Origin of the sequence: Polaromonas sp. (genome assembly GCF_029945685.1) — a bacterium.
In the GTDB taxonomy this organism is placed as follows: Bacteria; Pseudomonadota; Gammaproteobacteria; order Burkholderiales; family Burkholderiaceae_C; genus Polaromonas.
Map to the genome: position 1 here is coordinate 308,597 of NZ_JAQSDA010000028.1, position 15,800 is coordinate 324,396.

Annotated in this window: 14 protein-coding genes and 1 pseudogene; 14 read left to right on the top strand and 1 reads right to left on the bottom strand. The window is 64.1% G+C overall.

Annotation, left to right across the window (positions count from 1 at the left end):
* Positions 1-107 precede the first annotated feature (107 nt).
* The 14 genes and pseudogenes from hpaR to PSV26_RS22165 form a co-directional block, all read left to right on the top strand.
* Positions 108-539: a homoprotocatechuate degradation operon regulator HpaR gene (hpaR, locus tag PSV26_RS22100; RefSeq protein ID WP_300512074.1), complete on the top strand. Its 432-nt coding sequence runs from the start codon at positions 108-110 to the stop codon at positions 537-539.
* The gene (locus PSV26_RS22105; protein WP_300574187.1) at positions 536-1,243 is read left to right on the top strand and encodes a fumarylacetoacetate hydrolase family protein; all 708 of its coding nucleotides are present in this window, start codon (positions 536-538) and stop codon (positions 1,241-1,243) included. The genes hpaR and PSV26_RS22105 overlap by 4 nt, the downstream gene beginning before the upstream one ends.
* Complete coding sequence (locus PSV26_RS22110; RefSeq protein ID WP_300512072.1) at positions 1,240-1,986, top strand: fumarylacetoacetate hydrolase family protein; 747 nt, start codon at positions 1,240-1,242, stop codon at positions 1,984-1,986. Before PSV26_RS22105 ends, PSV26_RS22110 begins: the two co-directional genes overlap by 4 nt.
* A 2-nt stretch (positions 1,987-1,988) precedes the next feature.
* Positions 1,989-3,446 carry a 5-carboxymethyl-2-hydroxymuconate semialdehyde dehydrogenase gene (hpaE, locus tag PSV26_RS22115; protein ID WP_300574190.1) on the top strand — a complete coding sequence of 486 codons (1,458 nt, stop codon included), beginning with the start codon at positions 1,989-1,991 and terminating at the stop codon, positions 3,444-3,446.
* A 2-nt stretch (positions 3,447-3,448) separates the two neighbouring features.
* Positions 3,449-4,372 carry a 3,4-dihydroxyphenylacetate 2,3-dioxygenase gene (hpaD, locus tag PSV26_RS22120; RefSeq protein ID WP_300574193.1) on the top strand — a complete coding sequence of 308 codons (924 nt, stop codon included), beginning with the start codon at positions 3,449-3,451 and terminating at the stop codon, positions 4,370-4,372.
* Between the two features lie 17 nt (positions 4,373-4,389).
* Positions 4,390-4,797, top strand: a complete 408-nt coding sequence (locus tag PSV26_RS22125) for a 5-carboxymethyl-2-hydroxymuconate Delta-isomerase (protein ID WP_300574195.1) — start codon at positions 4,390-4,392, stop codon at positions 4,795-4,797.
* Between the two features lie 2 nt (positions 4,798-4,799).
* Positions 4,800-5,600, top strand: coding sequence for a 2-oxo-hept-4-ene-1,7-dioate hydratase (gene hpaH, locus PSV26_RS22130; protein WP_300574198.1), 801 nt, complete (start codon positions 4,800-4,802; stop codon positions 5,598-5,600).
* 9 nt (positions 5,601-5,609) lie between these two features.
* Positions 5,610-6,443, top strand: a complete 834-nt coding sequence (locus PSV26_RS22135; protein WP_300574201.1) for an HpcH/HpaI aldolase/citrate lyase family protein — start codon at positions 5,610-5,612, stop codon at positions 6,441-6,443.
* 12 nt (positions 6,444-6,455) lie between these two features.
* Complete coding sequence (locus tag PSV26_RS22140; RefSeq protein WP_300512066.1) at positions 6,456-7,226, top strand: class II aldolase/adducin family protein; 771 nt, start codon at positions 6,456-6,458, stop codon at positions 7,224-7,226.
* Positions 7,227-7,264: 38 nt separating this feature from the next.
* On the top strand, positions 7,265-8,260 hold the full coding sequence (locus PSV26_RS22145; RefSeq protein WP_300512065.1) for a 2-dehydropantoate 2-reductase: 996 nt from the start codon (positions 7,265-7,267) through the stop codon (positions 8,258-8,260).
* Complete coding sequence (locus PSV26_RS22150) at positions 8,257-9,159, top strand: DMT family transporter (protein WP_300512064.1); 903 nt, start codon at positions 8,257-8,259, stop codon at positions 9,157-9,159. Before PSV26_RS22145 ends, PSV26_RS22150 begins: the two co-directional genes overlap by 4 nt.
* Before the next feature lie 303 nt (positions 9,160-9,462).
* The gene (locus PSV26_RS22155; protein ID WP_300574203.1) at positions 9,463-10,800 is read left to right on the top strand and encodes a DUF2254 domain-containing protein; all 1,338 of its coding nucleotides are present in this window, start codon (positions 9,463-9,465) and stop codon (positions 10,798-10,800) included.
* Positions 10,801-10,868: 68 nt separating this feature from the next.
* Positions 10,869-12,053 (top strand): sodium:proton antiporter, encoded by a 1,185-nt coding sequence (locus PSV26_RS22160; RefSeq protein WP_300512062.1) that lies wholly within the window; start codon positions 10,869-10,871, stop codon positions 12,051-12,053.
* A gap of 110 nt (positions 12,054-12,163) precedes the next feature.
* Positions 12,164-14,257: pseudogene (locus PSV26_RS22165) on the top strand (membrane-bound PQQ-dependent dehydrogenase, glucose/quinate/shikimate family); the annotation flags it as partial.
* A gap of 371 nt (positions 14,258-14,628) precedes the next feature.
* Here the strand turns inward: PSV26_RS22165 and alr are convergent.
* Positions 14,629-15,723: an alanine racemase gene (gene alr / locus PSV26_RS22170; RefSeq protein ID WP_300574205.1), complete on the bottom strand. Its 1,095-nt coding sequence runs from the start codon at positions 15,721-15,723 to the stop codon at positions 14,629-14,631.
* Positions 15,724-15,800 lie beyond the last annotated feature (77 nt).

Genomic DNA, 15,800 nt, shown 5'->3' on the forward strand with positions numbered 1-15,800 from the left:
AGGTGATATTACTGTAGTTATTCACAGTACGGGTAAATCCCGGCAGGCAAGGACTGGGCAGGAAAGCATCATTTCATTTAACATGTTAAATAATTTCAGCCTTCCACATGACCACCCCTTTTACCCACCGCAATTTGCCCCGCCTGCTGCTGCAGGCGCGCGAATCCGTGATGGCGCATACCCGGCCGCGCCTGCGCGAGCACGCCCTGAGCGACCAGCAGTGGCGCGTACTGCGGGTGCTGGGCGAACACGGCGTGGTGGAAACCGGCAAGGTCGCGCGGGAAGCCTTCATCCTCGGCCCCAGCCTGACTGGCGTGCTGACCCGCATGGAACGCGACGGTCTGATCCGCCGCGCGCGGGACCCGGCCGACCAACGCCGCACCGTGGTCGAAGCCACGGACAAGGGCGTGCAGTTGGTCGAGACCCTGTCGCAGACGATAGAGGCGCACTACGCCTGGATGGAAAAAACATTGGGAAAGCAAAGCCTGGCACAGCTCTATGAACTGCTCGACCAATTGATTGAACTGGAGCAGCCATGAGCTGGATGCCTTCCGGCACGGTTTACGGCACGCTGCTGAACTTTCGCGCAGAAGTCGAGGCGCTGGCGCCGCAGATGAACCAGCCGCCTTACAAGGCGCCGCCGAAAGCGCCCGTGCTGTATGTGAAAACGGCCAATACCTGGAGTGCCCATGGCGCGGCCATCACCGTGCCGGCACGGGTTCCCGAGGTCGAGATCGGCGCCACCATCGCGATGGTGATGGGCGCGGCCGGCAAGATTGCCGGCTATGTGCTGATGAACGACCTGTCCGTGCCGCACGCCAGCTTTTTCCGGCCGCCCGTCAAATTCAAATGCCTGGACGGCTTTCTGGGCATAGCCGAGCGCCTGGTGCCTGCCAGCGAAGCGGGCGATCCTTCGGGCTTCATGCTGGAGGTTCGCATCAACGGCGAACTCAGACAAACCGTGAACTTCAACCATCTGGTGCGCGATGCCACCCGGCTGCTGGCCGATGTCGGTGAATTCATGACCCTGCACGCTGGCGATGTGCTGATGCTGGGCTGCGATGCAGGCCGGCCGCTGGCCCGACCAGGCGATCGCATCGATATCAGTGCGGCCAACTTCGGCACCCTGAGCAATACGCTCATTGAGGAGCCGAGTGCCGCCGGGCCGACCCAAGGCGTGAGCGCCCCCGCGGGGGGCAGTGACGACACGCCAGTGCGGAGCGTGGGGGCCACATCCTCATGAAACACGCCCGCATTGTTCATGAGGGCAAAGCCCAGCACGCCATCGAGCGTGATGGCCGGCTGCAGCTCGTTGACGGCCGGCACGTCCGTGAAGACGCCATCACCTGGCTGCCGCCGCTGGCGCCCACGCCGCGCCCGCGCACCATTCTCGCCCTCGGCCTGAACTACGCCGACCACGCGAAAGAGCTTGAATTCAAGGCGCCCGAAGAACCCCTGGTTTTCATCAAGGGCGAAGGCACGCTGACCGGCCACCGGCAGCTCACACGCCGGCCGGCCGATGTGCAGTTCATGCATTACGAATGTGAACTCACGGTCGTCATCGGACGGACCGCAAAGAAGGTCAAACGCGACGACGCCTGTGACTTCATCGCCGGCTACACCATTGCCAATGACTACGCCATCCGTGACTACCTGGAAAACTGGTACCGGCCCAACCTGCGTGTCAAAAACCGCGACACCTGCACGCCGCTCGGCCCCTGGCTGGTGGACGCGGCCGATGTGCCGGATCCCATGGCGCTGGCGCTGCAGACCACGGTCAACGGAAAAGTCACGCAGTCCGGCAACACACGCGACATGATTTTCGATGTGCCGTTTTTGATCGAATATTTCAGCAGCTTCATGACCCTGCAGCCCGGCGACCTGATTCTGACCGGCACACCCGACGGCGTGGTGGACTGCCGGCCTGGTGACGTGGTGGTCACCAGCATCGAGGGCCTGGGCGAACTTTTCAACACGATTGAATGAATATGAAAATAGATCACCTCATCAATGGCCGGGCCGTGGCCGGCAGCAGCTACTTCGAAACCGTCAACCCCGCCACACAGGACGTGCTGGCCGAAGTGGCTGCCGGCGGCGAGGCCGAAGTCAACGCCGCCGTGGCCGCTGCGAAAGAGGCCTTTCCGAAGTGGGCCGGCATGGCGGCACCGCAGCGCGCCAAACTGGTCCGCAAGCTCGGCGACCTGATCGCTGCCCATGTGCCGGAGATCGCGCAGATGGAAACCAACGACTGCGGCCAGGTGATTGCACAGACCGGCAAACAGCTGATTCCGCGTGCAGCCGACAACTTCTATTACTTCGCCGAAATGTGCACGCGGGTCGATGGCCACACCTACCCGACCGAGACGCACCTGAACTACACGCTGTACCACCCGACCGGCGTCTGCGCGCTGATCTCGCCGTGGAACGTGCCCTTCATGACGGCCACCTGGAAGGTTGCGCCCTGCCTGGCGTTTGGCAACACCGCGGTGCTCAAGATGAGCGAGCTCTCACCGATGACCGCGGCGCGCCTGGGCGAACTCGCCCTTGAAGCCGGCATTCCGCCCGGCGTGCTCAACATCGTGCACGGCTACGGCAAGGACGCGGGGGAGCCGCTGTGCCGCCACCCCGATGTGCGCGCGATCTCCTTCACCGGCTCGACCGCCACCGGCAACCGCATCGTGCAGGCTGCCGGCCTGAAGAAATTCAGCATGGAGCTGGGCGGCAAATCACCGTTCGTGATTTTTGAGGACGCGAACCTGGAGCGCGCGCTCGACGCGGCCGTCTTCATGATTTTTTCCAACAACGGTGAGCGCTGCACGGCCGGCAGCCGCATTCTGGTGCAGCAGTCGATTTACGCCGACTTCGCTGCGAAGTTCGTGGAACGCGCCAAACGCATCCAGGTTGGCGACCCGCTCGACGAAGCCACCACCATCGGTCCGATGATTTCGCAGGGCCACCTGGCCAAGGTGCGCAGCTACATCGAACTCGGCCCGAAGGAAGGCGCCACCTTGCTGTGCGGCGGGCTGGGCGCACCGGACCTGCCGGCGCGGGTGAAAAAAGGCAACTACGTGTTGCCCACGGTGTTTGCCGATGTGGACAACCAGATGCGGATTGCGCAGGAAGAAATTTTTGGTCCGGTCGCCTGCCTGATCCCGTTCAAGGACGAAGCCGAGGCGATTCGCCTGGCCAATGACACGGCGTATGGTTTGTCGAGTTATGTCTGGACCGAAAACATCGGCAAGGCGCACCGCGTTGCCGCCGCGGTCGAGGCCGGCATGTGTTTCGTCAACAGCCAGAACGTACGCGATTTGCGCCAGCCCTTCGGTGGCACCAAGGCCTCGGGCACGGGGCGCGAAGGCGGCACCTGGAGTTACGAGGTGTTCTGTGAACCGAAAAACGTGGCAGTGTCACTGGGAAGCCATCACATTCCACACTGGGGAGCCTGAACATGGGAACACTGGCCCTCGCCGCCAAAATCACGCATGTGCCTTCGATGTACCTCAGCGAGCTGGACGGCCCGCGCAAGGGCACGCGGCAGGACGCGATCAATGGCCACCAGGAGATCGACCGGCGTTGCCGCGCCCTCGGCGTGGACACCATCGTGGTGTTCGACACACACTGGCTGGTCAACGCGAATTACCACATCAACTGCGCGCCGCACTTCAAGGGCCTGTACACCAGCAACGAGCTGCCACACTTCATCAGCAACATGGGTTTCGAGTTCCCGGGCAACCCGGCACTGGGGCATTTGCTGGCCAAAGCCTGCAATACGCACGGCGTCGAAACCCTGGCGCACGACGCCACCACGCTAAACCCGGAGTACGGCACGCTGGTGCCCATGCGCTACATGAACGCCGACCAGCACTACAAGGTGGTGTCGGTCTCGGCGCTGTGCCAGGCGCACTACCTCAACGACAGCGCGCGCCTGGGCTGGGCCCTGCGCCGCGCGATTGAAGACGAGTACGACGGCACCGTGGCGATTTTTGCCAGCGGCTCGCTGTCGCACCGCTTTGCGCAAAACGGCCTGGCGCCCGACTACGCCTTCAAGATCTGGAGTCCCTTCCTCGAAACACTGGACCAGGAAGTGGTGCGCATGTGGCAGCGCGGCGACTGGAAAACCTTCTGCGCCATGCTGCCCGAATACGCCGCCAAGGGCCACGGTGAAGGTTTCATGCACGACACAGCCATGCTGCTGGGCGCTTTGGGCTGGTCGGACTACGACGGCCAGGCCGAGGTGGTCACGCCCTACTTCGGGGCCTCGGGCACGGGGCAGATCAATGCGGTGTTTCCGGTCACGCCGCAGACCGGCGCCGCCATTCCCGCCGCGCAGGCCTCGTCAGCGCACGGCTACCAGGCCGTGAACCGGCTCTGACCGACACTGGACAAGCCATGCCCCACCTCGTCATCCTCTACACCCCCAACCTCGAGGCCGCCACGGACATGACCGCGCTGTGCCGCGCACTGGCCGACACCATGCTGGCCGTGAAAGACGACGAAGGCCAGCAGGTCTTCCCCACCGGCGGCACGCGGGTGCTGGCCTACCCGGCGGCGCACTATGCGGTGGCCGACGGCAAGCGTGACTACGCCTTCGTCTACCTGAACCTGCGCATGGGCACGGGCCGCTCGGATGCTACCAAAAAAAGAGCTGGTGACGCTTTACTGGCGGGCGCTACAGCCCATTTGGATCCTCTGATGAAAGAACAGCTGGTGGGCATCACGCTGCAGGTGGACGAGAGCCCCGGCCAGGTCTACGACGGCAAACACAGCAACCTTCACCCTCTTTTCCAGAAAACCTGACCATGTTCAGCCCCGAACTCATCGCCCGGCTGGCCGCCGAACTGGACCACAGCGAAAAGACCCGCGTGCAGGTCGAGCATTTTTCGAAGCGCTACCCGGGCATGAGCATCGAGGACGGCTATGCGATTTCGCGCGCGTGGGTACAAATGAAAATCGCCGGCGGGCGTGTGGTCAGGGGCCACAAGATCGGCCTGACCTCGCGCGCGATGCAGATCTCCAGCCAGATCGACTCGCCCGACTACGGCACGCTGCTGGACGACATGTTTTTCGAACCTGGCGACATTCCGGCGAGCCGCTTCATCGCGCCGCGCGTGGAAGTGGAACTGGCGTTCATCCTGAAGAAAAAACTGGAGGGCACACACCTCACAGTGGACGACGTGCTGGACGCGACCGACTGCGTGCAGCCTGCGATCGAGATCATCGACGCACGCATCGAGCAGTTCGACCGCCACAGCAAGACCATGCGCAAGGTGCAAGACACCATCAGCGACAACGCCGCCAATGCCGGCATCGTGTTGGGCGGCCGCAAGGTGGCGCCAAGAGACATCGACCTGCCGTGGGTCGGCGCCATCCTGCGCCAGAATGGCGTGGTCGAGGAAACCGGCCTGGCCGCCGGCGTGCAGGGCCACCCGGCCATCGGCGTGGCCTGGCTGGCGATGAAACTCGCGCCCTGGGGCGAATGCCTGCAAGCCGGCGAGGTGGTGCTGGCAGGCTCCTTCACCCGGCCGGTCACCGCAAAAGCCGGCGACCGCTTCGACGCCGACTATGGCCCGCTGGGCCGCTTTGAATTCAATTTCACCTGAAAAAATCTCATGAAAACACCCCCGAATCCCTTCAAGCAGGCGCTGATCGAAAAACGTCCGCAGATCGGCCTGTGGCTGGGTCTGGCCAGCCCCTACAGCACCGAGATCTGCGCGGGCGCCGGTTTTGACTGGCTGCTGATCGACGGCGAACATGCACCGAACGACATCAACAGCATCCTGGCGCAACTGCAGGTGATGGCCGGCTACCCGGGCTCACACGCAATTGCACGCGTGCCCATGGGCCACGGCCATGTGGGTGAGGCGCTGATCAAGCAGTACCTGGACATCGGCGTGTTGACCCTGCTGGTGCCCATGGTGGACACGCCCGCGCAGGCCGCCGCGCTGGTGCGTGCCTCGCGTTATCCGCAAGTCGACGCGCAGGGCAAGGACATCGGCGGCATACGCGGCATGGGCGGCGCCCGCGCCTCGCGCTGGGGGCGCTACCCGCAGTACGCGCATGAAGCCAACGCGCAGGTCTGCCTGCTGGTGCAGGCCGAGACGCAGACCGCGCTGGACAACCTGGACGCCATCGCCGCGGTGGACGGTGTGGACGGTGTCTTCATCGGCCCGGCCGACCTGTCGGCGTCCATGGGCCATGTGGGCAACCCGACCCACCCCGAGGTGCAGGCAGCGATTGCCGATGCCATCACGCGCATCAACAAGGCAGGTAAAGCCGCCGGCATCCTGACACCCGACGAAGCCACGGCACGCACCTACCTGGAGCTGGGCGCCACCTTTGTGGCCGTGGGGCTGGACACCCACCTGCTGGTGCGGGCCACCAGCGCACTCGCCGCCGCGTTCAAGGCAGCGGTCGCACCCGCGCCCGTCAACAAAACCTATTGACTGGAGACCGCCATGAACGCCGTCCTGCAAAAACCGGGGATGCACCCCGACGAATGGAAAGCCCGCGTCGAGCTGGCTGCCTGTTACCGCGTGTTCGCCATGCTCGGCTGGACCGAGATGATCTACAACCACATCACGGTGCGCTTGCCGGGCAGCGTCACAGGCGACCAGAAGCAATTTCTGATCAACCCCTTCGGCCTGCACTACAGCGAAGTCACCGCCTCCAACCTGGTGAAGATTGACCTGCAGGGCCAGGTGCTGGATGGCTCGACGCACCGGGTCAACCCGGCCGGCTTCACCGTGCATGCAGCGATTCACGACGGCCTGCCCGATGCGCACTGCGTGATGCACACCCACACCACCGCCGGCGTGGCGGTCGCCTGCCTGCAGGGCGGCCTGCAGCAGACCAACTTCTACACGGCCCAGCTGCATGACAAGGTGGCTTACCACGACTTCGAAGGCATCACCATTCATGCCGAGGAAGGCCCGCGCCTCGTCCACAACATCGGAATGCGGCAGGCGGTGATCCTGCGCAACCACGGCCTGCTGACCTGGGGCCACACCCTGCCGCAGGCCTTTGCCATCTTGTGGACGCTGCAGCGTGCCTGCGAAATCCAGCTGGCCACCTTCAGCATGGGCCCGGCGATACCAGTGACGGAAGCCGTGGCGCAAAAATCCACACGCGACGCGCTGCAGTTCCAGCCGGCCTTCGGCGCCGGCCAGGATGTCTTTGACGCGCTGGTGCGGCAGATCGACCGGATCGACAGCAGCTATCAAAACTAGAGCACCTTGCGCCCGTCGGCAAAGGGCTGGAAGCCAATATGACTCATAAAACCATCAACAAAACCTGTATTTACGGCGCTGGCGCCATCGGTGGCTGGCTGGGCGCCGGACTGGCGGCGGCGGGCTGCAGCGTCAGCGTGGTGGCGCGCGGCGCGACGCTGGACGCGCTGAACAGCCACGGCCTGCGTGTGGTCAGCGGAACAGACCTACGTTCCGCGGCCGTGCAGGCCAGCGCCGACCCGGCCGCGCTGGGCGTACAGGACCTCGTGGTCATCGCGGTAAAAGCGCCGGCGCTGCTCGACGTGGCGCGCCAGATCGCACCGCTGATCGGCCCCGACACGCTCGTGCTGACCGCCATGAACGGCGTGCCCTGGTGGTTCTTCCAGGGTTTTGGCGGCCCCTACGCCGGGACGACATTGAAGGCGGTGGACGCGACCGGCGAAATCGCCGCAGCCATTCCGGCGGCCAACATCATCGGCTGCGTCGTGCATGCGAGCTGCTCGGTCGATGCACCCGGCGTGATTCGCCACCATTTCGGCCACGGCCTCATCATCGGCGAACCTTCGGGCGCGCAAAGCCCACGCGTGCAGGCGCTGGCAGACCTGCTGGTGCGCGCCGGTTTTGCGGCCAGCGTGTCGGCGCAGATCCAGAAAGACGCCTGGTACAAACTCTGGGGCAACATGACGGTCAACCCGATCAGTGCTTTCACTGGCGCCACCACCGACCGCATCCTCGGCGACCCGCTGGTGCGCGACTTCATCTCGAAAATCATGCTCGAAGCCAAAGAGATAGGCGCACGCATCGGCATCCCGATTGAGCAGCAGCCGGAAGACCGGCATGCGGTGACGCTCAAGCTGGGTGCGTTCAAGACCTCCATGCTGCAGGACGTGGAAGCCGGCAAGGCGGTCGAGCTTGACGCCCTGGTCACCGTGGTGAAGGAACTGGGCGAGCTGACGCAGGTGCCCACCCCCTTCACCGACGCGCTGCTGGGCCTGGCCCGGCTGCACGCCCGCGTCCATCATCTCTACCCATGACAAAAAGCAGAGCCCTGAGCGGCACCGCCTTTGCCACCTTGCTGCTGATCGCGCTGATGATGGGCGCCAACCACGTGGCGGCGCGCCTGGCCTTTAACAACGGCGTGGACGTGGCCACGGCCGTGGCCTTCCGCAGCGTGGTCACTGCCCTGGCGGTGGCGGCCCTGCTGGCCATCCAGCGTGTGCCCCTGCGCTTCACCGCGCGCAACAAACGTATCCTGCCGGTCATCGGCCTGCTGATCGCGGTGCAGAGCCTGTGCCTGTATTCGGCCGTCGCACGGCTGCCGGTGGCGCTGGCCCTCTTGGCCTTCAACACCTACCCGATCTGGACCGCGCTGTGGGACTGGCTGCTGTACCGGCGCGCACCCGAGCGGGCCCTGCTGCTGGCCATGCCGGTGATCCTGATCGGGCTGGCGCTGGCGCTCGACGTGCTGGGCGCCGCGTCGGGCCTGGGCGCGGCCGGGCAGTGGGGCCGCATCGGCACCGGCGTGGCCTTTGCGCTGGCGGCGGCGGCCACCTTCGGCGTGGCGCTGGTGCTGACCCAGCACGAGGCCGGCGATGTCGATGGCCGGGTACGCACCCTGACCACCATGAGCATGGTCGGCCTGTTTGCGCTGGCGGGCGTGGCCGTGCAGGGCGGCTTCCATTTGCCGCAGGCAGCCATCGGCTGGTGGGGCCTGGCGGCGCTGACCTTTCTGTACGGTACGGCCTTCACCATCATGTTCACCGTGCTGCCCAAGCTGGGCGTGGTCGGCAACTCGGCCATCATGAATGTGGAGCCGGTGTTCGCGCTGGTGCTGGCCTGGCTGATTCTGGGCCAGGCGATTGCGCCGGTGCAGGTGGCCGGGGCGCTGCTGGTGGTCGGTGCGGTGATGGTGCTGGGTTTGCGCAAGCGCTGAAACCGAACTAGACCGGATTGTCAGGACAAATCGACAGGCAACCGGCGCTGGCGAACGCGGCCAAGCTATCGTGCTGACCGCCGCCCGGCATTGGCAGAGCCCCGCCAATCAGCGTAGGAGGTCGGCGCAGTCGAGCCTAGGCGGGCAACCATTTGCCCTTGATGACCCTCGTATCTGCTGGACAGGCGGCGAATTTCGGCGCCTGATGGATTTACGGATATCCCGCCTGGATCACTAAATACTTCGGTGCCTCTTTCCTCAAGCGGCCGCCACTTATTCATTCATTCATTCATTCATTCATTCATGATCGCCCGCTTTCGACAATTTCTGAATGCCTTGAGCGAAACCTTCTGGCTTGTGCCGGCAGTACTTGTCCTGCTTGGAATCTTGCTGGCCGTCGGGCTTTTGCGCATCGACCGCAGCGAGGTATTGCCGCTTTGGCTGGCGAACAGCACCTGGATTTACAACGGCGGCGGGACCGGCGCCAGAACGCTCCTCGGAACCATCGCGTCTTCAGCCATCGGCGTGGCAGGAACGGTCTTTTCAATCACCATCGCTGCGCTGTCGCTGGCGGCTGGCCAGATGGGTCCGCGGCTATTGCGCAACTTCACCCGCGACCGTGGCGTGCAGCTGACGCTGGGAGCTTTTTTAGGCACGTTCTCGTATGCGCTGATGGTGCTTCGCAGTGTTCGCACGCAGGAAGAGGGGCCTTTCACGCCGCACCTCGCCTTGACCGTCGGCATCGTGCTCGCGCTGGCTTGCGTCGGTACGCTGGTGTATTTCGTCGCCCACATGGCTAGCCGCATCAACGTGGATACGGTCGTGAATTTGGTCAGCGCGGATGTCCACTCTGCCATGGGCGACCTGCTCACCGACAAAAAGCAAACCGAACCACCGCCGGCCAGTTTCTGGGCGCAGGCAACGCCTGTGATGGATTCCCGGCGCGGCTACTTGCAACAGCTGGATGAAACCGGGCTCGCCAATTGGGCCGCCGAACATGGAACGGCCATCCGCTTGCTGACGCGGCCGGGGGACTATGTCTTTCCCGGTGCCCCGATTGCACTGATGACCGTACATGTGCCGGATGCAGAGGCGGCGATACGAAGCGCCACGGCGCTGGGTGAGACGCGGGGCAGCGGCGGCAGCGCAGAACATGCCATCCGCCAACTGGTGGAAGTCGCGGTGCGAGCCTTGTCTCCCGGCATCAATGATCCACACACGGCGATGAGTGTTCTGGATCAGCTGGGCGCCACACTCTGTGACATGGCCGGCAGGAACTTGCCCAGCGGCGTGTCGATGCGCAAGCAGGCGTTGGCGCTGGTGGTCCCAGACATCGGGTATGAGGGCATGGTCAATGTGATGTTTCACATGATCCGGCAAAACTCGACCGCCAACACGGCGGTGCTGATAAGGCTTTTGGATGTCCTGACGACCGTGATCATTTGCGAACCTGCAACCGATCGCCGTGCCGCGCTATCGCATCACGCGGAACTCGTCTGGTCAGACGTGCAGCGCGATGTAAAGAACCCCTCTGATCGAGAGGACGTCCATCTGCGCTACCAGAGCTTTCATCGTGCAGCCACATCCGGGGTTCTGGGCGCGATTGGCGTGCATGCTGCTTCCACTCAAACGCAGGGCTAGCGGCAGTGCTGGATATTGCCGCTATCTGTCTCGTCTTCACGGCAGTTCTCGCCTATTTGAACCACCGCTTGACGAAGCTTCCGACCACCATCGGCGTGATGGCGATTGCACTGGCCTTGTCCCTCGCCATGGTCGGGCTGGATGCGGCTGGCCTGGACCACGGGCTGCGCCAGTACGAAGAATCCTTCATTCGCTCGATTGATTTTTCTGATGTGCTGATGCAGGGCATGCTGTCGTTCCTGCTGTTCGCAGGTGCGCTACATGTCGACCTCGGTGCGTTGAAAAAATACCGGTGGCAGGTGGGCGCGCTGGCCGTCGTCGGCACACTGGCGTCTACTGCGGTCGTCGGAGGGGCGATGTGGCTAGCCCTGCCCTACGTCGGTGTCACGTTGCCGCTGCTGCACTGCCTGCTGTTTGGCGCGCTGATTTCCCCGACCGATCCGATCGCCGTGATGGGCATCCTCAAATCCGCAGGTGCGCCAAAAGAGCTCGAGCTGGTGATTGCCGGTGAATCGCTCTTCAACGATGGCGTCGGCGTTGTTGTTTTCGCATTGCTCCTGGGCGTACTCTCAAGCGGCAACACGCCTTCACTGGCGACTGCAGGAGCCCTGCTGCTGCGCGAAGGCCTGGGCGGCATTGCGTTTGGCTTCTTGCTGGGCTATGTGGTCTACCGCATGCTCAAAAGTATCGACCAGTACCAGGTCGAGGTCCTGTTGACGCTTGCCGCCGTCATGGGTGGATATTCGCTGGCCAGCCATCTGCATATCTCGGGGCCACTGGCCATGGTGGTGTGCGGTCTGATCATCGGCAATGGCGGGCGCGCACGGGCGATGTCTGGCAACACGCTGCGCTACATCGACATGTTTTGGGAACTCGTGGACGAGATCCTCAATGCCGTGCTGTTTGTGCTGATCGGTCTGGAGGTGATTCTGATCGCGTTCTCGGCGCCCCTGTTGCTCGGCGGTGTGCTGGCCATCGCCATCACACTGGCATCGCGCTGGCTGACGGTGGGCTTGCCCGTCATGGTCGGGCGGGGCTGGTTCGCGCTGCCTACCGGCGCCTCTCACGTCATGTCCTGGGGAGGGCTGCGCGGCGGCATCTCGGTGGCGCTGGCACTGTCTCTTCCAGGCGGTCCGGAACGCGAAACTGTTCTGGCCCTGACTTACTGCGTGGTGGTTTTTTCCATCCTGGTTCAAGGTTTGACAATGGGCAGCGTCATCAAGAAAGCCATGGGGACAACGCCAGCGGCTTGATCCTGCTCGGACTCTGGACACGACGGTCACTCGCGGGCGCACGGCAGGCCACCCCGCCAGCCAGCACGCCCCGCAAACTCGTCCAGTGGACCCAGCGTGGCGGTCTCGTCCTCAGCGTGGCACTTGCCTCTGTGGCGCTGGCCATGCTTGGCTCGTTACCCCGCGACGTGCACGAAATCACAGGCGACCTGCCAGCCGCCCCTCCAACGTCTGCGGTAGAGGTGAGCGGCGCAGACATGCCGGCTGGCGACTGGCATGCCTACGGCAGCACGGGACAGGGCCAACGTTATTCTCCGCTCAACCAAATCACGCCAGCCAACGTCGCCAACCTCGAAGTGGCGTGGCAATTCCGCACCGGCGACATGCGCGGCAAACCCGGTGATCCCGTGGAGACAACCTTCAAGGTCACGCCGTTGAAGGTGGGCAACCGGTTGTACCTGTGCACGCCACACCAGTCGGTGATTGCGCTGGATGCGACGAGCGGCGCTCAGGTGTGGCGCTACGACCCGGTCATTGAAGGCGAACTGGCCTTGCAGCATCTCACCTGCCGCGGGCTTTCCTACCAGGCACCGTCCGGCGCGGGCGCCACGCCGGCTGCAGCGCCAACTGAGACGGTAGTTCCCGCATCCGCATCCGGCGGCACGCTTCCGGTGGCGTCAGCACCAGGCGCGGTTTCGGCTTGCCCTCAAGGCAAGCTTTTCATGCCAACGGCCGATGGCCGCCTCATCGCGCTTGATCCGGACAAGGGTTCGGTGTGCAGCGCATTCGGAAAGGGCGACGGGCAGATCGACCTGTTGGCAAATATGCCCAATCCCCGGCGCGGGGCCTATTACTCCACCTCGCCTGTGGTGGTCACGAAGAAGCTGGTCATCGTCGGCGGTACGGTCCTCGACAACGTTTCAACCCGGGAGCAATCTGGCGTGATCCGCGCGTTCGATATCAATACCGGTGCACTGGTGTGGAACTGGGATGCAGGCAACCCTGACGTGTCCGCCCCCGTCGCCCCCGGCCAGAGCTACATCGCCAATTCGCCCAACAGCTGGTCAATCTCCAGCGTGGACGAGGCACTCGGCACGGTCTACATCCCGATGGGCAATCAGCCGCCCGACCAATGGGGCGGCCGGCGCAGCGCAGCGGTGGAGAAATATTCGTCTTCGGTCGTTGCGCTTGATCTGGTCACCGGTAAGGTGCGGTGGGTGTTTCAGACGGTGCATCACGATCTCTGGGACTACGACGTGCCGTCCCAGCCCAGCCTGGTGGACCTGACGATCGCGGGCGTCGTTGTGCCGGCACTGGTGCAGCCCACCAAACAGGGCGAGTTGTTCGTGCTCGACCGCCGCACCGGCACCCCTGTCAACGCCGTCGCCGAGGTTGCTGCGCCACAAGACGCGGCGCAGGGTGACCGCACCGCAGCGACCCAGCCCAAAACGGCGCTTTCTTTCGAGCCGTCCAGGCTGACCGGCGCCGAGATGTGGGGCGCAACGATGTTCGACCAGCTGGCGTGTCGCATCGCCTTTCATCGACTGCGTTAAGAGGGACGCTTCACACCGCCGTCAACGCAGGGCTCGCTTGTCTATCCAGGTAACTTTGGCGTGTTCAACTGGGGCAGCGTTGCCGTGGATCCGCAACGGCAAATTGCCTTCACCACGCCGACCTACCTGGCTTTTGTCTCCAAACTTGTGCCGCGGCCTGACGACACGGCGCTGCTGGTGCAAGGCGATGCGCCACCGAAAGGCGCATTGCCCGCACTCAACGAAAATTTTGGTGCACCCTTTGCGGCCAAGCTCGGCCCCTTCCTTTCACCGCTCGGCTTTCCGTGTACTGCGCCGCCGTGGGGCTATGTGGCAGGCGCCGATCTGGCTGGGGGCATGATCGCCTGGAAACACCGCAACGGTACGGTACGCGATCTGGCGCCTTTTCCATTGCCACTGCGCCTGGGTGTGCCGAACATCGGCGGGCCGATCATGACCGCAGGCGGCGTGGCCTTCCTGTCAGGTACGCTGGATTATTACGTGCGGGGCTATGACGTGACCAACGGCAAACAGCTTTGGGAGAGTCGCCTTCCAGCCGGCGGTCAAGACACGCCGATGACGTACGCCGGTGAGGACGGGCGCCAGTACCTTCTGGTCATCGCCGGCGGCCACGGGTCGACGAACACCAAGCCGGGCGACTACGTGATTGCGTATGCGCTCCCTCGAAAATAATGGTGCCCCCGCCGGGGTAGCTCGAGCTGACGCCGGCATTCACGATTTCCCCGCCGTGATTGCGCCGGGGTAACTGATCAGCTGTATCTGGTTGCGTAGGGTTTATGGGGGTGAAATCTCCTGTGGAGTGCCAGCGGCCGGAAACCGGCGGGCAGGGGTGAAGGAATAGGAGCCCTGCAAGGCGCTCAAGCCCGATCGGGTGCGCCCCACGTGGCTAGAGGGCCCGACTATCTAAGCATCTTCCTGCCGTCATGACCCAATTGCGATAACCCTTGCACGCAGACCGGTTCCTGGCAGGGGGTAGGACAGGGGGCACATTACCGGACGGGGCCACGGAGTGCCGTGACATCGGAGTCAGGAGATGCAGCGCGTCAATCCGTAGAAAACGGCACGCGCGGAGCCCCAGCACACATCAGCTCATAAGCCACGGTACCCGCAGACTGCGCCACTTCATCGACAGGCAGCACCGCGCCGCCCGACGCACGCCCCCAGAGCGTGACCTCCGACCCGGTACCGGCATCAGGCACCGGTGTCAAATCCACCGTGATCATGTCCATGCTGACGCGGCCCACCATGCGTGTAAGCACGCCCTGCACCAGCACCGGTGTGCCCGTCGTGCAGTGCCGCGGGTAACCGTCGGCATAACCGCAGGCCACAACCCCGATGCGCAGCGGGCCGTCAGCCGTGAAACTGGAGCCGTAACCCACCGTGTCGCCCGCCACCAGGTGTTGCACACCAATGATTTTCGACGCCAGTGTCAGGGTCGGCAGCAAGCCCCAGTCGGCGGCACTGTGCTCGGGGAAATCGGGTGAACTGCCGTACACCGCGATGCCGGGCCGCACCCAGTCGGACTTCTCGGCGATGGCCGGGCCATGGCGCAGGACGGCCGCGCTGTTGCTGAGCGTGCGCTCGCCGGGCAGGTCATGCGTTACCGCCTCGAAAGCCTGCAACTGGTGGGCGATGCCGCGCGCACCGTCGGCGTCGCTGAAATGGGTCATCAGCGAAATTTCTTCCACCTGCGGCAGGGCGTTGAGCCGCGTCCAGGCCGCACGGTAACGCTCGGGCGTGAAGCCCAGCCGGTTCATGCCCGAGTTCATCTTGAGGAAGACGCGGTGCGCCACCTGGGTCTTGTGGGCCGCCAGCATGTCGATCTGCTCGTCGCAATGAATGGTGTGCCACAGGCCCAGGCGCGAACACAGCTCAAGGTCGCGCGCGTCAAAACAGCCCTCCAGCAGCAGGATGGGGCCACGCCAGTCCAGCGCACGCAGACGCTGGGCCTCGACCAGGTCAAGCAGGGCAAAACCGTCGGCGCTGCGCAGTGCGTCAAACACGCGCTCGATGCCGTGGCCGTAGGCGTTGGCCTTGACGACGGCCCAGACCCGGGCGTCCGGCGCAGCAGCGCGGGCACGGGCCAGGTTGTGGCTGAGGGCGGCGGCATGAACAGTGGCAAGAATGGGGCGGGGCATGTCGGACAATGGCTCGTGGTGGTGGCAAACAGGACGGGGCAAGGGTTAACGCAAGCCTGTCAAGGCCTATTTGTCGA